This is a genomic window from Nocardioides eburneiflavus (assembly GCF_004785795.1).
In the GTDB taxonomy this organism is placed as follows: Bacteria; Actinomycetota; Actinomycetes; order Propionibacteriales; family Nocardioidaceae; genus Nocardioides; species Nocardioides eburneiflavus.
Genome location: NZ_SRRO01000001.1, coordinates 2,165,540 through 2,186,488, shown reverse-complemented (window position 1 = coordinate 2,186,488; position 20,949 = coordinate 2,165,540). Strand labels below are relative to the sequence as shown.

18 protein-coding genes are annotated in these 20,949 nt (G+C 73.4%); 7 read left to right on the top strand and 11 right to left on the bottom strand.

Going from position 1 to position 20,949, the window contains the following annotated elements; translation table 11 throughout:
* Window positions 1-9: 9 nt before the first annotated feature.
* From EXE59_RS10250 to EXE59_RS10240, 4 genes are read right to left on the bottom strand one after another with little or no spacing between them, the layout of a single operon-like run.
* Window positions 10-1,842, bottom strand: a complete 1,833-nt coding sequence (locus EXE59_RS10250) for a helix-turn-helix domain-containing protein (RefSeq protein WP_246056685.1) — start codon at window positions 1,840-1,842, stop codon at window positions 10-12.
* 46 nt (window positions 1,843-1,888) lie between these two features.
* Window positions 1,889-3,115, bottom strand: a complete 1,227-nt coding sequence (locus EXE59_RS10245) for an RDD family protein (protein WP_168218477.1) — start codon at window positions 3,113-3,115, stop codon at window positions 1,889-1,891.
* A 10-nt stretch (window positions 3,116-3,125) separates the two neighbouring features.
* The gene (locus EXE59_RS23740) at window positions 3,126-4,256 is read right to left on the bottom strand and encodes an FHA domain-containing protein (protein ID WP_168218476.1); all 1,131 of its coding nucleotides are present in this window, start codon (window positions 4,254-4,256) and stop codon (window positions 3,126-3,128) included.
* Window positions 4,253-5,068, bottom strand: a complete 816-nt coding sequence (locus tag EXE59_RS10240; protein WP_135838816.1) for a PP2C family protein-serine/threonine phosphatase — start codon at window positions 5,066-5,068, stop codon at window positions 4,253-4,255. Before EXE59_RS10240 ends, EXE59_RS23740 begins: the two co-directional genes overlap by 4 nt.
* Window positions 5,069-5,137: 69 nt before the next feature.
* On the opposite strand from EXE59_RS10240, the gene EXE59_RS10235 reads away from it, so the two are divergent.
* From EXE59_RS10235 to EXE59_RS10215, 5 genes are all read left to right on the top strand, one after another.
* Window positions 5,138-7,405, top strand: a complete 2,268-nt coding sequence (locus tag EXE59_RS10235) for a helicase C-terminal domain-containing protein (RefSeq protein ID WP_135838815.1) — start codon at window positions 5,138-5,140, stop codon at window positions 7,403-7,405.
* Window positions 7,406-7,500: 95 nt separating this feature from the next.
* The gene (locus tag EXE59_RS10230) at window positions 7,501-8,061 is read left to right on the top strand and encodes a CGNR zinc finger domain-containing protein (protein ID WP_135838814.1); all 561 of its coding nucleotides are present in this window, start codon (window positions 7,501-7,503) and stop codon (window positions 8,059-8,061) included.
* A complete protein-coding gene (locus EXE59_RS10225; protein WP_135838813.1) occupies window positions 8,058-9,704 on the top strand; it encodes a DNA repair helicase XPB in 1,647 nt (548 codons plus the stop codon). Before EXE59_RS10230 ends, EXE59_RS10225 begins: the two co-directional genes overlap by 4 nt.
* A 33-nt stretch (window positions 9,705-9,737) precedes the next feature.
* Window positions 9,738-10,622, top strand: coding sequence for an oxygenase MpaB family protein (locus tag EXE59_RS10220; protein WP_210428953.1), 885 nt, complete (start codon window positions 9,738-9,740; stop codon window positions 10,620-10,622).
* A complete protein-coding gene (locus tag EXE59_RS10215; RefSeq protein ID WP_135838811.1) occupies window positions 10,619-11,203 on the top strand; it encodes an HD domain-containing protein in 585 nt (194 codons plus the stop codon). Before EXE59_RS10220 ends, EXE59_RS10215 begins: the two co-directional genes overlap by 4 nt.
* 3 nt (window positions 11,204-11,206) lie before the next feature.
* On the opposite strand, the gene EXE59_RS10210 is transcribed toward EXE59_RS10215, so the two are convergent.
* Entirely contained in the window at window positions 11,207-11,929 is a 723-nt protein-coding gene (locus tag EXE59_RS10210; protein ID WP_135838810.1) for a GntR family transcriptional regulator, read from the bottom strand.
* A gap of 124 nt (window positions 11,930-12,053) precedes the next feature.
* Between EXE59_RS10210 and EXE59_RS10205 the strand changes: the two genes are divergently transcribed.
* Window positions 12,054-12,665 (top strand): alpha-ketoglutarate-dependent dioxygenase AlkB, encoded by a 612-nt coding sequence (locus EXE59_RS10205; protein ID WP_135838809.1) that lies wholly within the window; start codon window positions 12,054-12,056, stop codon window positions 12,663-12,665.
* On the opposite strand, the gene EXE59_RS10200 is transcribed toward EXE59_RS10205, so the two are convergent.
* From EXE59_RS10200 to EXE59_RS10175, 6 genes are all read right to left on the bottom strand, one after another.
* A complete protein-coding gene (locus EXE59_RS10200; protein ID WP_135838808.1) occupies window positions 12,652-13,347 on the bottom strand; it encodes an SRPBCC family protein in 696 nt (231 codons plus the stop codon). The genes EXE59_RS10205 and EXE59_RS10200 overlap by 14 nt on opposite strands.
* Window positions 13,347-14,195 carry an FAD binding domain-containing protein gene (locus tag EXE59_RS10195; RefSeq protein ID WP_135838807.1) on the bottom strand — a complete coding sequence of 283 codons (849 nt, stop codon included), beginning with the start codon at window positions 14,193-14,195 and terminating at the stop codon, window positions 13,347-13,349. The genes EXE59_RS10200 and EXE59_RS10195 overlap by 1 nt, the downstream gene beginning before the upstream one ends.
* The gene (locus EXE59_RS10190) at window positions 14,192-16,660 is read right to left on the bottom strand and encodes a xanthine dehydrogenase family protein molybdopterin-binding subunit (RefSeq protein ID WP_135838806.1); all 2,469 of its coding nucleotides are present in this window, start codon (window positions 16,658-16,660) and stop codon (window positions 14,192-14,194) included. Before EXE59_RS10190 ends, EXE59_RS10195 begins: the two co-directional genes overlap by 4 nt.
* A complete protein-coding gene (locus tag EXE59_RS10185; RefSeq protein ID WP_135838805.1) occupies window positions 16,657-17,130 on the bottom strand; it encodes a (2Fe-2S)-binding protein in 474 nt (157 codons plus the stop codon). Before EXE59_RS10185 ends, EXE59_RS10190 begins: the two co-directional genes overlap by 4 nt.
* Window positions 17,131-17,216: 86 nt before the next feature.
* Window positions 17,217-17,831 (bottom strand): hypothetical protein, encoded by a 615-nt coding sequence (locus EXE59_RS10180; protein ID WP_135838804.1) that lies wholly within the window; start codon window positions 17,829-17,831, stop codon window positions 17,217-17,219.
* Window positions 17,828-19,054, bottom strand: coding sequence for a transcriptional regulator (locus EXE59_RS10175; protein ID WP_135838803.1), 1,227 nt, complete (start codon window positions 19,052-19,054; stop codon window positions 17,828-17,830). The genes EXE59_RS10180 and EXE59_RS10175 overlap by 4 nt, the downstream gene beginning before the upstream one ends.
* 339 nt (window positions 19,055-19,393) lie before the next feature.
* On the opposite strand from EXE59_RS10175, the gene EXE59_RS10170 reads away from it, so the two are divergent.
* Complete coding sequence (locus EXE59_RS10170) at window positions 19,394-20,833, top strand: HNH endonuclease signature motif containing protein (protein WP_135838802.1); 1,440 nt, start codon at window positions 19,394-19,396, stop codon at window positions 20,831-20,833.
* The last annotated feature ends 116 nt before the right edge of the window (window positions 20,834-20,949 follow it).

The window sequence follows — 20,949 nt, the reverse complement described above, 5'->3', positions numbered from 1 at the left end:
GCCGTTGGACTACCCCTGCAGCCGCGCCAACCGGAGGGCGAGCTGGAGATCGAGGGCCCGTCCCGGCTCCCGCCAGCCGCCGCCGAGCAGCTCGCCGACCCGCTCCAGGCGCTGGGTGACGGTGTTGGGGTGGACGTGCAGGACGCTCGCCGTGTCCTTGAGGTGGCCACCGGTGGCGAACCACGCCTCGAGCGTCGCCACGAGCCCGGTGCCGCGTCGCTCGTCCCAGGCCCGGACCGGCCCGATCATGGTCTCCACGAAGGCGGTGACGTGCTCGGGGTCGTTGTCGCCGAGCAGCAGCCGGGCCACGCCGAGCCCGGCGGGGTCGCTCACCTCGCCGCCGCGGCCGAGTCGTACGAGCGTGTCGAGGCAGCGCCGCGCCTCGCGGTGGGCCGAGACCAGCCGGTCCCCGCGGAGGCCGTCGCTCGTCGCGGCGACGCCCACGGTGCCGACGCCGCCCAGCTCGGCGATGGCCGACTGGAGGTCGGCCCCCACCCGCAACGGGTCCTCGCCGGGGAGGACCAGGACGATGGCGCCGCGGTGCTCGCCGGCGAGGCCGGAGCCGCGCCGTGCAAGAGCGACGGCGGCGCGGCTGGCGCGGTGCCGGTCGGCGCCGTCCACCGTCGCGGTCGCGACCACGAGGGGGCCGTCGAGGCTGACGCCGTGCCGGCGTACGCGCTCGCGCAGCCGCTCCCGGGACTCGGGGCCTGCCTCCAGCAGGTCGGCGAGCAGCTGGCCGCCGAGTCGTTCCTCGGCGTCGGTGACGGACCGGGCGAAGAGCAGGACGAGCGCGGTGACGAGGGCGCCGCGCTCGAGCGTGCGCCGGCCGGCGAGGTCCAACGGATCATCGCGGCGCAGCACCAGGGTCGCGACGTGCTCGGTGCCGGCGAGCGCCGCGGCCACCATCCCCGAGCCGACGACCACCGATCGTCCGGACGCGACGGCACCGGGCACGACCTCCCGCCAGTCCAGGCCGGGGTCCTCGCCCGCGAGCAGCTCGCCCGACGGCGTCCACACCGATGCCCTGCCGTCGAGCACGCCCGACAGCACCTCGGCGACCTCGGCCACCCCACCGCCGCCGATGAGCACATCGGTGAGCCGGTCGTGCGCCAGCGCGGCGGCGTCCACCGCCTCCGTGTGGCGGGTCAGGGAACGGTTGGCCTCGTCGAGCTCGGCGAAGAGCCGGGCGTTCTCCAGTGCCACGACGGCGTGGGCCGCGAAGGAGGTCAGCAGGCTGACCTCGCTCTGCGGGAAGCGGCGTACGGACCGGTGCACCGCGAGCAGGGCACCGATCACCACCCCGTCGAGCACCAGCGGCACGCCGAGGATCGCCCGGATCTGCTCGCCGGCGACGGCCTCGTCGATGTAACCCTGGTGCACGAACCGCTGGTCGGTCGAGTAGTCCTCGGTGAAGTAGGCGGCTCCGGTCTGCGCGACGAGCCCGAGCAGGCCGGTGCCGAGGGGCAGGCGGAGCGTCTGGAACTCGCGGGTGAGGGCGCCGTCGGTGACCTTCATGTAGGACGCCCCGTCGCTCTCGTCGTTGAGCGAGAGGTAGGTCATGTCGCAGTGCAGCAGCTGGCGCGCGCGACGCACGATCGCGGCCAGGATCGTGTCGACGTCGCGGATGGCGGTGAGGTCGGAGGCGGTCTCGTAGAGCGCGGAGAGCTCGGCCTCGCGCGAGCGCATCCGCCCCATCAGGTCGCGCAGGCGGACGGCGACGTCGTACTCCGAGCGCAGCACCGCGGCCTCGGCCTCGTCGAGACCCGCCTCGGCAGCCGCGAGGTGCTCGTCGAAGGCCGACAGCGGCGCCTCGTCGTAGAGCAGGTCCAGGAAGGTCGGCACGGTCACATCCTGCCGCGTGCGCCGCGGCAGCGCCGCCGCCGACCGCTCAGTGCTCGCGGGAGATGGTCATCTCGCGGTCGCCGTAGACGACCTTGTCACCCTCGACGAGGGCGGCGGGCTTGCCCGGCGCGAGCTGCCGCGAGACGCCCTGGCGGACCAGGACGGTGCCGTTGGTCGAACCGCGGTCCATCACGACGATCGTCCCGTCGGAGGCCGGTCCGAACTGGGCGTGGGTCTTGGAGACCGACATGTCGGCCGAGGCCAGCGGGATCAGGTGGGCGACGTTCTCCCCCGAGCGGGCCTCCGGTCGTCGTCCGACGAGCGCGAGGCCGGCGATGACGAAGCTCTCGCCGTTGTCGAAGTGCACGCGCCAGCGCGCGGGCGCTGCCGCCGGCGGGCGGGCCGGCGGCTGCTGGTGGTGCGGCTGCTGGTGGTGCGGCTGCTGGTGGTGCGGCTGCTGGTGGTGCGGCGGCTGCCGCGGGGCAGGCTGCTGCGGCGACGGCGGCTGGGGCCACGACTGCTGCGGGGCCTGCTGCGGGGACCGCTGCGGGTGGGGCCGGGCGGGCTGGGGCATCGGCGCGGGGGCCGGGGCCGGCAAGGGCGCCTGCTGGGGCTGTTGCTGCTGCGGAGCGGGCTGTGGCGCCGTGGCCGCGGGAGGCGCGGCGAGGTCGGCCGGCAACGGCTGGCGGCGTACGGAGTGCTCCGAGCGCTCCGGCGTCTTCACCACCTCGACCGGCGGCGCCGGGACCAGCCGCATGGCGGTGAGGTTCACGATGTGCCGCGGACCGTCGCCGGAGTCGGTGTCGGCGACCTCCACGACGGGGCGTACGTCGACCACGACGGTGTGGGCCAGGTGGTCGTGCCAGCCACGGCGTTGGCGACCGCGGTCCTCCACTGCCGTCCACGCCAGCGTCGCGACACCGATCCCGAAGGTGGGCAGGCCCGAGGCGCCGAGCACGAACGAGCGGAGCAGGGCCGGCCCCACGCCGATCGGGGTGCCCGTGCCGTGGTGCACCACCCGCAGTCCGGCCATCGCCTTGCCGGGCGAGGTGCCGCTGATCCCGAGCACGACCGCGAGGACCAGCCAGAGCAGGACCATGGCACCCGCCACGGCACCGACCACGGTCCACACCTCGTCGGACACGAACATCACCGTGCCGACGCCGACCGCCGCGAGCAGGCTCCACGCGAGCAGGCGGTCGACGGCGAACGCGACGAACCGCCGCTCGAGCTGGGCGATCGGATAGGTCAGGGACGGGGGGTGCTGGGTCACGGCGTGCGGCTCAGGGGTTGGTGACCTGGATGGTGACGCCGTCGCCGAGGTCGAGCACCGCGCCGGGGACGAGGCTGACCGCGATGCCGGGCTTGAGCTCCTCGGCGTCGAGGCCGGGCAAGGCGAGCACGGTGCCGTTGGTCGAGCCGAGGTCGGTGGCGATCGCGGAGCCGTGGTCGGCCCCGGCACCGGGCCGGATCTCGAGGTGCGTGGACGAGATCTCCTGGTGCGGGCTCGGCACCGTCACCACGTGGGGCTGGTCGTGCGAGGCGAAGCGTCGCGCCTCCGGCGCGCGGCCGACGAGGACCGTGCGGTCGACGGCGATGACGTCGCCGGTCGAGAAGACGAGCGCGGCGACGGGCCGCGAGACCACCTCCGGGGCCATCTCCTGTCCGGGGATCGGCGGACGGTCGAAGTCGGGCACCGGCGCGCCGATCTGGGTCTGGCCGTCTCGGTCGGACCACTCGTCGGCCACCACAGGGGTCTCCCCCGTCGGCGTCGGGTCGTCCGCGGGCTCGCCGAAGTGCAGGGGTGCATCGGCCGGCGGCTCGGGAGCGGGCTCCGCGACGGCTGCCGTCTCGGGCTCGACAGCGGGCTCGGGGTCCGGCTCGGGCACGACGACGGGCTCGGGGTCCGCCTCCGCGAGGTCGGGGACAGGCTCCTCGACCGACTCCACTGCCAGCGACTCGGCGGCGGCAGGCTCGGCGGCGGACACCGGCGTACCGAACTCGACCACCGACACCCGCGCCAGGCCGGGTGCGAGGAGGTGCTCGGCGGTCGCGTCGCCGGTGAGGGTGACCCGGACGCTGGACACGCCGGTCACCAGCCGCTCGGCCCAGGCGGTGCCCGGGGCGGCGCTGACGACCTCGTCGCCCTCGGTGGCGCGGACGGCCGCGGTGGGCGCGCCGCGCACGAGGAGCCGGATGCGGTCGTCGTCGTGGGCGACGAGGGCGAAGTGGTCGAGCGTGGACAGTCCGTCGGCGAGCAAGGCGTCGAGGATCGCGTCGGCACCCGCCCCGGAGTCGGCGAGGTCCCACAAGCCGGCGACCCGGCCACGCTGGCTGCCCGGCAGCAGGACCGTGACCTGGTCACCGACCACGGCGTACCAGTCCCCTGCGGCGAACCTGGCCTCAGTGCTCACAGTCGTCCCCCCAGCTTCGATTCGAGACTCTGCAGCTGGCGCTGCGAGTCGTAGGTCGCGTCCTTCACCAATCCCACCACATCGACGACGACGGCCGTCGCGTTGTCGCGGCCCCCGGCGGCGACGGCTGCCCGCACGAGCTGGTCCGCGGCGTCGCGGGGGTCGGCGACGGACTCGAGGACCTCCTCGATCTCCTTGTCGTCGATCATCCCGGTCACGCCGTCGCTGCACAGCAGCAGGCGCTCGACCGACCCGAGTGGGAGGAGGAAGAAGTCGGGCTGGATGCCCCCGGGGCTGCCGAGAGCGCGGGTGATCACGTGCCGCTCGGGGTGCACCGAGGCCTCCTCGGGCGTGATCTGGCCGGCGTCGACGAGCTCCTGCACGACCGAGTGGTCGACGCTGACCTGCTCGAGCCGGCCGCCGACGATGCGGTAGATCCGCGAGTCGCCGAGGTTGACGAGCAGCCACTTGGTCACGCCCTCGTCGTCCACCAGGACGGCGGCCACCGCCGTCGTGCCCGCGTGCCATCCCGGCTGGAGCGCGCGGTGGGCCTCGCCGTAGTCGAGGATCCGCGCCTGGGCGCGTGCCAGGGCGTCGGAGACCAGCTCGGCCCCGCGCCGCGGGTCGTAGGCCTCCGCGAGCCGCTGGAACTCCTCGACCACCATCCGGCTGGCGACGTCGCCGCCCGAGTGGCCGCCCATGCCGTCGGCGACGACGAACACCGGGGGTGCGACGAGGTAGGAGTCCTCGTTGACCTTGCGCACCAGTCCGACGTCGGTCGACGCCCCGTGGTGCAGGTCAACGTCCCTCATGCCCAGCCCTCTTCGCCCCGTGTCGAGATGTGGGGTCGCGGTGGCGACCCGGCGAGTAGCGTAAGAGGGATGTCCAGTTCAGGGCGGACGACACCCGCACGCACCCTCGCCGACCAGCTGCGCGGCTGGCCCGACGAGCGACTCGTGGCGCTGCTGCGGGCCCGTCCGGATCTCGCCACACCCGCCCCTCAAGATTCGTCACAGCTGGCCTCTCGGGCCGCCACGCGTTCGTCGATCCACCGCGCCCTCGACGGCCTGGACCATCTGGAGCTCTCGGTGCTTGATGCCCTGCTGGTTGCAGGTCAAACCACTTCCGAGGGGCTTGTCTCGATCGTGCGGGCCGACGAGGCGCGGACCGCGGCTGCCCTCCAGCACCTGCTCGACCTGGCGCTCGCGTGGGAGGCGCCCGGAGGCGTGCGGCCGCTGACCGGTGTGGCCGACGCGATGCGCGGGATGCCCGGCCTCGTGAGCGGCCTGCGGCCCTCGAGCCCCGACCCCGCGGCTCCCGCCGAGGTCGCGGCGCGGATCGCGGAGCTCTCCCCCGCCGCGGCGGCCCTGCTGCGCCACGTCGACGAGCACGGCGGGGAGGGAACGACCGGCGCGGCCCGGCGCACGGTGACGCCGGCCGAGGCCCGTTCGCCCGCCGAGGAGCTGCTCAGCCGCCGCCTGCTCGTGCCGCGGGACGGCGACTCGGTCGTGCTGCCCGGCGAGGTGGGCCTGGCGCTCCGGGGAGGGCGTACGACCACCGAGCCGGTCGACGACGTGCCGGCGCTTGCCACCTCGACGCGCGACCCCGCGCTCGTGGCTCGCAGCGCCGCGGGCGCCGCGTTCGACGTCGTACGCCGGGTCGAGCTGCTGCTCGACCACTGGGGCGTGCAGCCTCCGAGCGTGCTGCGCTCCGGAGGACTGGCGGTCCGCGACCTCAGGGCCGTCGCTCGCGACCTGCACGTCGACGAGCCGGGAGCGGCGCTCGTCGTCGAGGTCGCGCTCGCGTCGGGGCTGATCGCCGAGGCCGCCGACTCGGACGGCACGCCGGCGTGGCTGCCGACCGACGAGTTCGACGTCTGGTCCGGGCAGCCGATCTCCGAGCGGTGGGCGCGGCTCGTGGGCGGCTGGCTCGCCAGCAGCCGGGTGCCGTCGCTCGTCGGCTCGCGCGACCCGGCCGGCAAGGCCTGGAACGCCCTCGCCCCGGAGCTCTCGAGCGGGCTCGCCGAGGAGGCGCGGCGCCTGGCGCTGCGGGTGCTGGCGGAGCTGCCCGACGGCGAGGTCCTCGCCGCCGGCACCGGCATCGCCTCGCTCGTGCAGCGGGTGCGCTGGCTGCGTCCACGGCGGCCCACGATCTTCGCCGACCTGGTCGCGGCCGCCGTGTCGGAGGCGGCGGTGCTCGGCGTGGGCGGTGCCGGCGGGCTCCCCCCGAGCGGTCGGCACGTCGCCGGGGACGACCTCGCGGCCGCCGCCGCGGCGCTCGACCCGCACCTGCCGCGGCCGGTGGACCACGTGCTCCTGCAGGCCGACCTCACGGCCGTCGCCCCCGGCCCCCTCGAGACCGAGGTGGCGCGCCGGCTGCACCTGCTCGCCGACGTGGAGTCCCGCGGCGGGGCGACCGTCTACCGGTTCACGGCCGGATCCGTGCGCCGCGGTCTCGACGCGGGCTGGTCGGCCGCCGAGGTGCGCGACTTCCTGGCAGCGGTGTCGCAGACCCCGGTGCCGCAGCCGCTGGAGTTCCTCGTCGACGACGTCGCCCGCACCTTCGGCAGCGTCCGGGTCGGGCACGCCGAGGCGTTCCTGCGCTCCGACGACGAGGCCGCACTCGCCGCCCTCGTGCACGACCCGCGCGCCCGCAGCCTCGGCCTGCGGCTGCTGGCGCCGACGGTGGCGATCGCCACCTCTCCCCTCGACGTGCTCCTGCCCCGCGTGCGCGAGCTCGGCGCCGCACCCGTGGTCGAAGCCGCCGACGGGACCGTTCGGGTGAGCCGGCCGGACCTGCGACGCGCACGCACCCGCCGCGGTCGTCGCCCGGCCGGAGCCGTCGAGGCCCGCCGGACGGCCGAGCTGCAGGCGGTGGCCACCGCGATCCGCGCCGGCGACCGGGCCCGGTCGTCGCGGCCGGCGACCGCGGAGACGACCACGCCCTCGGGTGCCCTGGCGGCGCTGCGAGAGGCCATCGAGGCGCGCAGCACCGTCGTCATCGGCTACGTCGACAACCACGGGGCGACCGGCGAGCGGGTCGTCGACCCGCGCCGCCTCGACGGCGGGCGGCTCGCGGCGTACGACCACCGCGCCGACGACGTGCGCGAGTTCGCGGTGCACCGGATCACCGGCGTCCGACAAGCGTGAAGAACACCCCACGACGTTCTGCTCCTCCGCTTCGCTCCCCCGCACAACGCCGCGGGGCCCCCGTCACTCCGATGCTCGGCCAGTAACCTTGACGGATGGACTTCATCCGGTACGCCGAGCGCTCGGCGGCGCTCGTCAACGCCGAGCTGCCCGACGAGGACGCGCTGCGCGCGCACCTCGCGGACCGCTCGTGGCTGCACCGCTCGGTCGTCGAGGGTGACGTGGAGGCCCTGCAGGCCTTCCGCTCCGAGCTGCGGGCGGTGTTCGAGGCCTCCGACGTCGACGACGTGTCCCTGGTCGTGAGCTCGCTCAACGGCCTGCTCGAGCGCCACCCGGTGACGCCGATGATCTCCGACCACGACCCCGACAACCTGCACATGCACGTGGCCAACCGCGCCGCCTCGGTGGCCGAGCTGCTCATCGGCGAGGCGCTGATGGGGTTGGCCAACCTCGTGTGCGACCTCGGCGCGACCCGTCTCGGGATCTGCTCCGAGGCGCGCTGCGACCACGTCTTCGTGGACACCTCGCCCAACCAGTCGCGTCGCTACTGCTCGGACCGGTGCTCCTCGCGCGCCAACGTCGCGGCCTTCCGCGCCCGGCAGCGCCGGGCTGAGCAGGCGAGGAACGAGCCGGACGCCAAGGCGGCCACTCGGTGAACGACGGCCCCCTCATCGTCCAGTCGGACAAGACTCTCCTGCTCGAGGTCGACCACCCCTCGGCCGGCGAGGCGCGCAAGGCCATCGCGCCCTTCGCCGAGCTCGAGCGCTCGCCCGAGCACATCCACACCTACCGCCTGACCCCGCTGGGCCTGTGGAACGCGCGCGCGGCCGGCCACGACGCCGAGCAGGTGGTCGACGCGCTGCTGACCTGGAGCCGGTACGCCGTCCCGCACGCACTGCTCGTCGACGTCGCCGAGACGATGGGCCGCTACGGCCGGCTCCGCCTGGAGAAGCACCCCGTCCACGGACTCGTGCTCTCCTCGACCGACCGCCCGGTGCTCGAGGAGGTCCTGCGCGCCAAGAAGATCGCCGGGATGGTCGGCTCGCGCCTCGACGACGACTCCGTCGCGGTGCACCCGAGCGAGCGCGGGAACCTCAAGCAGGCGCTGCTCAAGCTCGGCTGGCCGGCCGAGGACTTCGCCGGCTACGTCGACGGCGAGGCGCACGCGATCGACCTCGCCGAGGACGGCTGGACGCTGCGGCCCTACCAGCGCGAGGCGGCCGAGTCCTTCTGGGACGGCGGCTCGGGCGTCGTCGTGCTCCCCTGCGGCGCGGGCAAGACCATCGTCGGGGCGGCCTCGATGGCGCAGGCGCAGGCCACCACCCTGATCCTCGTCACCAACACCGTCAGCGCGCGCCAGTGGAAGGACGAGCTGGTCGCCCGCACGTCGCTGACCGCGGACGAGATCGGCGAGTACTCCGGCGCCGTCAAGGAGGTCCGCCCGGTCACCATCGCGACCTACCAGGTGCTGACGACCAAGCGGAAGGGCGTCTACCCGCACCTCGAGCTCCTCGACGCGCGCGACTGGGGCCTCATCGTCTACGACGAGGTGCACCTGCTGCCGGCGCCGATCTTCCGGATGACCGCCGACCTCCAGGCCCGCCGCCGGCTCGGCCTCACCGCGACGCTGGTGCGCGAGGACGGCCGCGAGGGCGAGGTCTTCTCCCTCATCGGCCCGAAGCGCTACGACGCGCCGTGGAAGGACATCGAGGCCCAGGGCTGGATCGCACCGGCCGACTGCGTCGAGGTGCGGGTCACCCTGCCCGACGGCGAGCGGCTGGCGTACGCCACCAGCGACCCCGACACCCGCTACCGACTCGCCTCCTGCACCCACGCCAAGATCGACGTCGTGCGCGACCTCGTGCGCCAGCACGCCGGGCAGCCGACGCTGGTCATCGGCCAGTACATCGACCAGCTCGACGAGATCGGCGAGCTGCTCGACGCCCCGGTGATCAAGGGCGAGACGACGGTCAAGGAGCGCCAGCGCCTCTTCCAGGCGTTCCGCGCCGGCGAGATCGACCTGCTCGTGGTGAGCAAGGTCGCCAACTTCTCCATCGACCTGCCCTCGGCCGAGGTGGCGATCCAGGTCAGCGGGTCCTTCGGCTCACGCCAGGAGGAGGCGCAGCGGCTCGGTCGGCTGCTGCGGCCCAAGACCGAGGGCCGTACGGCGCACTTCTACACGATCGTCTCGCGCGACACCGTCGACGCCGACTTCGCGCAGAACCGGCAGCGGTTCCTCGCCGAGCAGGGGTACGCCTACCGGATCGTCGACGCAGGGGACCTGGCCGCCGAGGCCTGACCTGCATTGGCGTCCCTCGCTAGCCTCGGGAGCGTGACCCTCCGCGAACGCGTGGGCGCTGAGCTGTTCCGCAAGGTCGCCGGCCCCGACGGCCCCCGCAACCGCGAGCGCGTGCACGGCACCCCCGGCCCGCGGTGGTTCGCGCCGGGCTCGCCGATCACGCGCGTGCACGGCGACGCGTCGATGTTCGTCGGCGGCATCCGAGCGATCATGCTCCAGTCGCTGCACCCGGCGGCGATGCAGGGCGTGGCCGACCACTCCGGCTACCGCGGCGACATGTGGGGGCGCCTCGCACAGGTCTCCACCTACATCGCGATGACCACCTTCGGAGCCGAGCAGGACGCCCGCCAGGTCATCCGCGCGGTGCAGCGCGCGCACGAGTCGGTGACCGGCACCTTGCCCGACGGCACCCCGTACGCCGCCTCGGACCCGCACCTCCTCGGCTGGGTGCACGCCGCCGAGGTCGACAGCTTCCTGCTCGCGCACGACCGGTTCGGCCACCAGCCGCTCGTCGGGGCCGAGCGCGACGAGTACCTCGCCCAGACCGCGCACGTCGCGGGCCTGCTCGGCGTGACGGACCCGCCCATCACCGAGGCCGGCCTGCGCGCGACCCTCGACGCGTACCGGCCCGAGCTCGCCGGGACCCCCGCCGCGCGCGACGCCATCTCGTTCCTGGTCTGGCACCCCGACCTGCCGCTCGCCGCGCGCCCGGCGTACCTCTCCCTCGTCGGCGCGGCCGTGTCGCTGACGCCGGAGTGGCAGCGGCGCGAGCTGGGCCTTCCCCACCCGCGGGTCCTCGACGCCACGCTGGACCGGACCGTCGGCCGCGCGCTGGGCAAGGTCTCGACCGGTGCGATCCGGTGGGCGATGGCGTCCGGGCACGCGCAGGCGCGCGAGCTCCAGGACGCGCGCCGGTGACGCTCGCCCGGCGGTGGCCGCTCCCCGACCACCACGACCTCCGCGACGACCTGCTCGTCGCCTGGGACCGCCCCGGCTACCACGACCTCCTGCACCTGTCGGAGGTCCTCGACCGGCTCGACCAGCTGGCCGCCGCGGGTGCCGGGTTCGACCGGACCGTCGTCGGGCTCGCCGCGTGGTTCCACGACGCGGTCTACCAGGGGGCGGAGGACGACGAGGAGCGCTCGGCCCGCTGGGCCGAGCGGGCGCTGCCGCCGATGTACGCCGAGGAGGTGGCACGGCTGGTGCGGATGACGGCGCACCACCGGCCGGACGACGGCGACCCGGCGGGCTGCGCGCTCAGCGACGCCGACCTCGCCGTCCTGGCGGCACCGCGCGAGCGCTACGACGCCTACGTCGCGGGCGTGCGGGCCGACTTCGCGCACGTCGGGGACGCCGACTTCCGGGCAGGCCGGGCGGCCGTCCTCGCCGACCTCGCGGCGAAGCCGCACCTGTTCCACACCGCGCAGGGGCGCGGGCTGTGGGAGGCGCAGGCGCGGGCCAACCTCGAGCGCGAGCTCACCGGGCTCGGCCGCGGGTGAGGGTCAGCGGTCGTTGAGCTGGAGGTAGACGGTGAAGCGGTCGTGCCGGTAGCAGGTGCGCGACACCTCGACGATGCGGCCGTCCGAGACCGCACGACGGGCGTGGCGCAGCACCGGGTCGCCCTCGGCGATCTCGAGGATCGCCGCCTCGTCCGCGCTGGCACGGTCGGCGCTGATGGAGTCCTCGACCTCGGTCGGTCGCAGGCCTCGAGCGGCGAGCGCCTCGTAGAGGCTGGTGGGCGTGCCGTGCTGGAGGAACCCCGGCAGCAGGACCTCGTTGAGGTAGGCGTCCTCGACGCAGACGACGGCCTGGTCGGCGCGGCGCAGCCGTCGCCAGTGCAGCACCGGGTCGCCGGGCGAGATGTCGAGAGCGCGGGCCACACCGGGGCCGGCCTGCTCCACGCGGGCGAGCAGGGTCTGCGACTCGGGCAGCATCCCGCGTCGGCGCATCTCCTCGGTGAAGGAGGTCAGGCGACCGGCGGTCTTGGGGGGCTGCGCGACGAAGGTGCCGCGGCCGGGGATGCGCTCGAGGAGGCCCTCGGCAACGAGGGCGTCGAGCGCCTGTCGTACGGTCATCCTCGCCACGCCGAAACGGGCCACGAGCTCGCGCTCGGACGGGGCCGCGGAGCCCGGCGGCTGCGCCTCGATGAGGCTGCGGACGTGCTCGCGGACCTGGACGTGCTTCAGCGCCCGCTGCCGCGGGACGACGACATCGACCGGATCCATGCATCGAGGCTAGGACTGGGCTGGACCGGCGTCTGCAAATTGACCAACTCTGTGGTGCTGACTTGACCAAATCTTGATGTTCGATGTTCGAACGCACGTTCGATCGATGGGGTAGGCTGCTGTCGTGGACTACCAGACGTCCCTCTTCGCCGACGGCACCACGGATTCCGTGGCACTGTCGCCTGAGCGTCGCCTGCTGGCCCGCAGAGCGTGGGTCGACGTGCAACGCAGCTGGCTCCCGGACCCCGACGCCGTGTTTTCCGCACTCGTCGACGAGGTGCCGTGGCGTGCCGAGCGACGCGAGATGTACGACTCTGTCGTCGCCGTCCCCCGGCTGGTCCACACCTACCTCGCCGACGCCCCGCTACCCCATCCCGCGCTGACCGAGGCGCGTACGGCCCTGAGCAGGCACTACCTCCCCGAGCTCGGCGAGCCGTTCGTGACCGCCGGCTGCTGCTTCTACCGCGACGGTCGCGACTCGGTCGCCTGGCACGGCGACACGATCGGTCGCGGCCGCACCGCCGACACGATGGTCGCGATCGTCAGCGTCGGCGACCCGCGCCGCCTGCTGCTGCGGCCTCGGGGCGGCGGGGCGTCGATCGCGCTGACGATGGGGCACGGCGACCTGGTGGTGATGGGCGGCTCCTGCCAGCGCACGTGGGAGCACGCCGTTCCCAAAGTGGCCAACGCCGGGCCGCGGATCTCCGTCCAGTTCCGCCCCCTCAACGTCTTCTGAGCAGCCTCCTCAGGACCACGAGCACGACGAGCGCGACCGCCGCCTGCTTCCAGTACGACCTGAGGAGCACTGGCAGCACCGCGCTGCCGAGGTCGAGCGCCTCGGGCTCCGGCGCGGGCCGTGGTGGGGGTGGCGCGGCGGGCGGCGCCGCCGGTGCCCCGGGCGCCGCCGGGGCGGAGGCGGCCACGGAGGCCGCGGCGGCCGCTCCCACCGGGGTCTCCTCCTCCGGCGCGGGCTCGGGCGCCGCGAGGCGCTGCTCGAGGCACGCCACGAACTGGCCGAGCAGCTTGTCCGAGACGTCCTGCATGACACCGCGCCCGAACTGCGCGGGCTTGCCGGTGATCGCCAGGTCGGTCTCGACCGAGACGTCCGTCGACCCGCCCGCGTCGCTCATGGAGACGGTGACCTTCGCGCCGGCCGTGCCGTTGCCGCGCTTGTCCTTGCCCTTGGCGTCGACGACGAACCGGTGGGCGTCCGCGTCCTTCTCCACGAAGGTGCCGCTCCCGTTGTACTGGAGGGCGATGGGCCCGAGCTTGACCTTGACCGACCCCGAGAAGGAGCTCTCGTCGGCCTCGGTCACCTGGGCGCCCGGGAAGCACTCGGCGACCGAGGCGATGTCGTTGAAGTGCGCCCAGGTCTCCTCGACGCCGATCGGGACGGTGAACCGGTGGTTCAGCTCCACTACTGCACCCCCGCGGCCTTGAGGACCGCCCGCCCGGTGAGGACCCGGGCGAGGTGCTGGCGGTAGTCGGCCGCCCCGTTGAGGTCCGAGGGCGGGTCGGTGCCCTCGGCGGCGAGGTCGGCCGCGGCGCGTACGCCGTCCTCGGTCGCGCTCGCACCCACCAGGGCCTGCTCGCTGGCGGTGGCCCGCAGCGGGGTGGAGCCCATGTTGGTCAGGCCGATGCGTGCCTCGTCGATCGAGCCCCTCACGGTGGCGGCGACCGCCACGATCGGCCACTGGTGGGCGACGCGGACGAACTTCTCGTAGTGGGCGCCCCACCCGGTGTGCTTGGGGATGCGCACCTCGGTGAGGATCTCGTCGTCGCCGATCGCGGTCTCGAAGAGGTCGACGAAGAAGTCGGACGCCTCGACCGTACGCGTCCCGCCGGGCCCCGCGATCACGAACTGCGCGCCGAGGGCGAGCGCCGGCGCGCCGAGGTCGCCCGCGGGGTCGGCGTGGGCGAGCGCCCCACCGAACGTGCCGCGGTGCCGGATCTGCGAGTCGGCCACCTCGGCCGCCGCCTTGGACAGCAGCAGCGCGTGCTCCTTGACGAGGTCGTCGTCGCGCACGTCGTGGTGGGTCGTCATCGCGCCGATCACGATGGCGTCGCCGTCGTCGCGGATGCCCCGGAGGGATGGGATCTGGCCGAGGTCGATGACGACCTCGGGGGCGTTGAGGCGCATCCGCAGCACCGGCAGCAGGCTCTGCCCGCCGGCGAGGATCTTCGCGTCGTCGCCGTGCTGCCCGAGCGCCGAGATGGCCTCCTCGACCGACGTGGGTGCGAGGTAGTCGAACTTCACCGGGATCACTGGCCTGCTCCGTCCGTGCTGTCCTGGTTGAGGGCGCCTTCCTCGAAGTGCGGCATCGCCGCCTCGGGGGTCGGCGCGTCGCCGTCGTTGGCGTGGATCGCCCGCCACACCCGCTCGGGCGTGCAGGGCATCTGGATGTCGTGGACGCCGAGGTGGCGTACGGCATCGACGACGGCGTTGACGACCGCCGGCGTCGAGGCGATGGTGCCCGCCTCGCCGACCCCCTTGGTGCCCAGCGTGTTGGTCGTGCAGACGCTCGGCTCGTCGGTGTGCACCACGTCGAAGGAGATCGTGTCGGCCGCCGTGGGGAGCAGGTAGTCGACGAACGACCCGCTCACGAGCGTGCCGGCCTCGTCGTGCACGGCCTCCTCCCAGAGCGCCTGCGCGATGCCCTGCACCAGCCCGCCGTGCACCTGACCGGCCACGATCAGCGGGTTGACGATGACGCCGATGTCGTCGCAGCAGGTGTACTTCCGCATCTTCACCGCACCGGTCTCGGTGTCGACCTCCATGGCGCACAGGTGCGTGCCGTGCGGGTAGTTGAAGTTGACGGGGTCGTACGTCGCGTCGGCGTCGAGGCTGAGCTCCATTCCCTCGGGGTAGTCGTGCCCCGCGAAGGTGGCCGTCGCGAGCTCCTGGATGGCCTTGCCCTGGTCGGTGCCGCGGACGGTGAACTTCCCGTCGGCGTAGTCGAGGTCGTCGGCGTTGGCCTCGAGCAGGTGCGCGGCGAGGACCTTGGCCTTGTCGATCACCTTGTCGACCGCGCGGACCAGCGCCTCGCCGCCGACCACCAGTGACCTGGAGCCGTACGTGTCGAGGCCCTTCGCCGACACCTGGGTGTCGCCGTGCAGCACCTCCACGTCCTCGAACGGGACGCCCAGCCGGTCGGCGACGATCTGGCTGAACGCCGTCTCGTGGCCCTGCCCGTGGGCGCTCGCGCCCGTGACGACCTCGACCTTGCCGAGCGGGGTCATCCGGACGGTCGCGTGCTCCCAGCCACCCGCGCCGTAGTCGAGGCTGCCGAGCACCCGGCTCGGCGCGAGGCCGCACATCTCGGTGAAGGTCGAGACGCCGATGCCGAGCTGGACGCGGTCACCACGCTCTCGGCGCTCCTTCTGCTCGGCGCGCAGTGCGTCGTAGCCGAAGGACTCCTTCGCCTTGGCCGTGGCGGCCTCGTAGTTGCCGGTGTCGTACTCGAGGCCGGCGACGGTCGTGAACGGGAACTCCTCGTGCGTGATCCAGTTGCGCTCGCGGATCTCGAGCGGGTCGACGCCCACCTCAGCGGCGAGCTCGTCCATCAGCCGCTCGACGGCGTAGGTCGCCTCCGGCCGGCCGGCGCCGCGGTAGGCGTCGGTGAACGTGGTGTTGGTGAGCACGGTCTGGCACTCGAAGCGGTAGGCGGGGAACTTGTAGATCGCGTTGAACATGAAGGCGCCGAGGACGGGGACACCGCCGCCGACGATCGCGACGTAGGCACCCAGGTCGGCGTCGAGGTGCACCTTGAACCCGGTGACCTTGCCGTCCTTGTCGGCCGCCAGCGTCAGCGTCTGCACCTGGTCGCGACCGTGGTGGGCTGCCAGCAGGCTCTCGCTGCGGGTCTCGGTGTACTTCACCGGCTTGGACAGGCGTCGCGCGACGGCCCAGGCGATCCACTCCTCGGGGGTCGTCTGGAGCTTGCCGCCGAAGCCACCACCGACGTCGGGGGCGATGACCCGGATCTTCGACTCGGGCACGCCGGTGGTGGCCGCCAGGGCGAACCTCAGGATGTGCGGGATCTGGGTCGCGGACCACATGGTGATCTGCTCCCCGGTGGGGTCCACCACGACGCTGCGCGGCTCCATGAACGCGGGGATGAGCCGCTGCTGGCGGTACTCCCGCTCGATGACGATGCCGTTGGCGCGAGCCTCCTCGATCGCGGCCTCCACGTCGCCGCCGGTGCCGGCGTCGCCTGAGTCGAAGACCCACAGCGCCGACTTGTTGGTGCCGAGGTCGGGGTGCGCGAGGACCTGGTCCTCGAGGGCCTTCTTGATGCCGACGACGGCGGGCAGCTCCTCGTACTCGACGTCGACGAGCTCGGCCGCGTCGCGGGCCTCGGCCGCGCTGCGCGCGACCACCACGGCGACGATCTCTCCGGCGAAGGCGACCCGGTCGGCGGGCATCGGCGAGTGTCCGGGCGTCTTCTGGTCCGGCGTGATCGGCCAGGCGTTGATGCACACGCCGAGCTCGTCGCCGAAGTCCTTGCCACTCAGCACCGCGACCACGTTGGGCGAGGCCTTGGCGGCCTCGACGTCGATCGAGGTGATGGTGGCGTGGGCGAAGGGGCTGCGCACCATCGCCAGGTGCAGCATGCCGGGCAGGGTGATGTTGTCGGTCCAGCGCGTACGGCCGGTGATCAGCCGCTGGTCCTCCTTGCGGCGCCGGTCCTTGCCGATCTCCGCAGCTGGTCGGTCCTGGGTGGCGGTCATGCCTTGGCTCCTTCGGCTGCGTGGAGCACGCTCTTGACGATGTTGTGGTAGCCGGTGCAGCGGCAGAGGTTGCCCTCCATGCCGAGCCGCACCTCCTCCTCGGTCGGGTCCGGGTTCTCGGCGAGCAGGTCGACGGCCTGCATGATCATGCCGGGGGTGCAGAAGCCGCACTGCAGGCCGTGGCACTCGCGGAACGCCTCCTGGACGGGGTGCAGCTCACCCTCGGCAGCGTCGGCGAGCCCCTCGATCGTCGTGACCGTGCGCCCGTTGGCCTGGACGGCGAGCACGTTGCAGGACTTCACGCTCGTGCCGTCGAGGTGGACGGTGCAGGCGCCGCAGTTCGAGGTGTCGCACCCGATCACGGTTCCGGTCTTGCCGAGCTCCTCGCGCAGGTACTGCACCAGCAGCATCCGGGGCTCGACGTCGTCGGAGACCGCAGCCCCGTCGACGGTGAGTTCGATCTTCGTCATCTGGCCGCTCCAGTGTGAGGTGGGTCACTCCTGGTGCCGAACCTAGGTCGCCGTGGTTGGGAGATGGTTGGGGCTGGGTGAGCGGCTCAGACCACCTCGCCGCCGGCCCGCATGCTGTCGGCGATCTTCTTGGCGGCGCCGTTGACCTGGTAGGCGTGCACCCCCTCGTCGGGGCCGGCGGTGTGGGCGACGATCGAGGTGGACACCACCTCGCGGAAGGCCAGCGCGATGCCCATGCAGATCCGCTCGTTGCCCGACTCGTCCACCGACCGGCACGTCGTACGCAGTCGCCGCGCGCCGCCGCGCACCCGTCCGCACCGGATGCTCTCGTCGCCTGCGCCCTCGAGCGTGCCCGTGATCATGCGGACCATGTCCTTGGGGACCAGCCGGAGCCGCAGCCCGACGTCCTCGAGCACCACGACCAGCTCGGTGCCGCCGGTCTGGTGCGCGTAGGTGTAGGTCGGGAAGCGGCGTCCGGCCACGACCTGCTCCTCCTCGACCGGCGTCGCCGCCACGGGGAAGTCGAACCGGATCCCCGTCTCCTCGTCGACGACCGTCTGCCAGGGGCCGGCGTCAGGGGCCTCGCTGGACGCGGTCACGGGGTCGGGAGCCGGTCCGTCCGGACCGCGGCTGCACGCCGCCAGCGCGAGCGCGGTCGCGAGCGCAGCGACGAACGCGATCGTGCTCCGCAGGTCGGTCATCCGTCGGAGGCGGCCAGCTTGCCCTTGAGCAGCGGCGCGACCGGGTGGTGGACCGGCAGGGTCGCGAGGCATGCCTCGACCACGGCGGTGTCGTAGGGCGCGAGCTCGCTGTAGCGCAGGACCGCGTCGGCGTCGGGGTTGGCGAGCAGGGCCTCGCGGACGCTCACCGCGAGGTAGTCCCCCATCTGCACCAGCGCGGGCGAGTCGGTGCCGGGCAGCAGGTCCCCGCCGTACGCCCGCACGGCCGCGCGCACGTCGCCGCGACGCAGCAGCCGCTGGACCTCCTCGACGTCGGTGGCAACCGGCATCGTGAGGCGGTAGGGGCGTGAGGACAGCTGACCCGCCAGGGCGGACCGCAGGTGCGAGACCTCCGCCTTGAGGGTCGAGGTCGTCACCGACGAGTCGCCGTAGAGCAGGGAGTGCAGGTGCTCGACCGACAGGCCTGCGGGATGCATCGCCAGCAACGCGAGGATCTCGGTCTGGCGACGGTTGAGCAGGAGGCGCTGCCCGTCGAGCCACACCTCGGCGGTGCCGAGCAGGGTGAGGGTGAGTCCGGGGTCGGCGGGGCCGGCGTCGCCGGCGAGGGTCGTACGCCGGTCGGACGGCAGGGCGGCCTCGATCAGCCGGGCCATCACGCGTGCGGTCGCGAGCCCGATCGGGTGCGTGCGGTCCCACGTGGTCGACAGGTCGATGACCCCGAGCGAGCGCCCGGTGACCGGGTCGAACACGGGGGCCGCCCAGCACACCCAGTTGTGCACGACCTCGGCGTAGTGCTCGGCACTGAAGACCATCGACGGCCGCGCGGTCCGGCCGGCGATCGCCAGCGCGTTGGTGCCGACGCTGCGCTCGTCCCAGCGGCCGCCGGGCACGAAGTTGACCGTCTCGGCCTTGCGGCGCATCACCCGGCCCCCGTAGGTCCACAGGATCCGGGTCTGGTCGTCGGTCACCGCGATGACCAGGTCGCCGTCCTCGGCCGTGCGCCGCAGCTCGTCCTGCACGCGCTCGACCGCGGTCTGGAGCGGCGACTGCTTCCAGAAGTCGGCCGTGTCCGCCTCGTCGTCCAGGGGCGCCTCGGTCACCGTCGGCGACACGACGCCGGAGAGCTGCCAGCTGCGCAGGATCTCGGGACGGACGGCCTCGGCCTGCTCCTCGCCCTCGGACACGAAGCGTGTCCAGGCGCGCACGGCACTCACGCGGCGGGCGTGCAGGTCCTCGCTGGTCATGACGGCTCCTGGTCGGTCACCGCAAACCTAGCCCGAGTGTGATGACGGCGACAGGCAGTGTGCCAGGAGGTCGGTCACGGGTATCGTCACGACACTGCCTGCCGGTCGCGGGTGGGAAGTCGCTCCCCGTCGGAGGCCGAGTGACTGGCGAGGCGCCCCATCACCTTCGGCGGTCGAGGTGCGAGCGCAGCTGTTCGGTGGTCGAGGTGCGAGCGCAGCGAGCCTCGAAACCACACCCGTCCCCCGCTGGTCGAGGAGGGACGAAGTCCCGTCACGAGACCCTGCTGGCCTTCGTCCGCGCGAGGGCCGTTGTCGGACCCCACGACTACAATCAAACGCATGATCGAGACACTGGCAGCCGGGGCGCGAGGGGTCGCGGACGACCTCTCACCCGCCGAGTTGCTGTCCGCGATCCGTGACCGCAAGGCCGCCGAGGACCGGGCCGCAGCCGACCAGCTGGTCCTCGCCGCCAGGTGGGCCGACCTGCACCCGCCGGAGTCGATCCACTCCGCGGCGTCGTTCACGGTGCCCGGGTCGCAGCACGAGGAACCCATCGCCGGCGAGGGTGCCCCGCTGGTGGCGGAGTTCTGTTGCGCCGAGCTCGGCACCGTCCTCGGGATCACCACCACCGCGGCGAAGAAGCTCATCGGCCACGCCCTCGAGCTGCGCCACCGCCTCCCCCGGCTCTGGGCACAGGTCCACGCCGGGCAGGTGCCCGCGTGGCGGGCCCGGGCGGTCGCGGACACCACCATCCACTCCTCACCCGCATTGACTCGTGAGGCGGCCGGGTTCGTCGACGCACAGGTCGCCGCCGTCGCCGGACGCATCCGCACCGCGCAGCTCGACCGCCTCGTCGCGGAGACCATCAGGCGCTACGACCTCGCCACCGCCGACCCCGCTGCGGACCCCGAGGACGGCTACCTGCACGTCGACCCGCGCCACGTCACCGTGGACACCGACGACGTGCACTACGCCGGCACCCTGCGGATCGAGGCCGAGGTCGACATCGCCGACGCCCTCGACCTCGACCGCGCCCTCGCCCACCACGCCGCCACCCAGCAGGCCCTCGGATCCCTGCTGCCACTCGACGCCCGACGAGCCAAGGCCCTCGGGGACCTCGCCAGGACCCAGACTGCTCTGGATCTCGCCGGCGGCGGCGCCGACCTGGAGGACACCGGCGCTGGCGGCGACGACGCCGACGAGACGCACCTGCCCGCCGCCCGCGCGGTCGTGATCCACGCCCACGTCGACGCCTCCTTCTCCGGCGACACCACGGTCTTCGGTCCCACCGGCCGGATGGAGAACGGTCAACGCCTGGTCCTGCTCGAGCAGGTCCAGTCCTGGTGCGCCGACACCCGCACCGAGGTCACCATCAAGCCCGTCATCGACCTCAACACCACGCTCACCGCGCAGACGCGGAAGGTCCCGGCAACGATCCGCGAACACGTGATCCTGAGGGATCGCACCTGCGTGTTCCCGTTCTGCTCCCGCCCCGCCCGGCGCTGCGACGTCGACCACATCATCCCGTGGGACAACGACGCCCACGCCGAGGGCCGACCGCAACCCGGCCCGACGACCACGAGCAACCTCGCCTGCCTGTGCCGGTTCCACCACCGGTTGAAGACCCACTCACCCTGGCGCTACGCCATGGTCGAGCCCGGCGTCTTCGCGTGGACGAGTCCCCACGGCCACCGCTACCGCCGCGACCACACCGGCACCACCGACCTCGACCCACCAGATCCACCGGGCCCCGGCATCCCGCGACCACGCCGACGATGACCCAGCCCCGCACCCCGCCGAACCTGACGCCGGCGGGGGTGCAGGCGTGCCAGGGACAATCGCTGAGCCACGTCGGCGTCGGTCTGCAGACCCACCGAGTTGCGTCCGCTCATGCC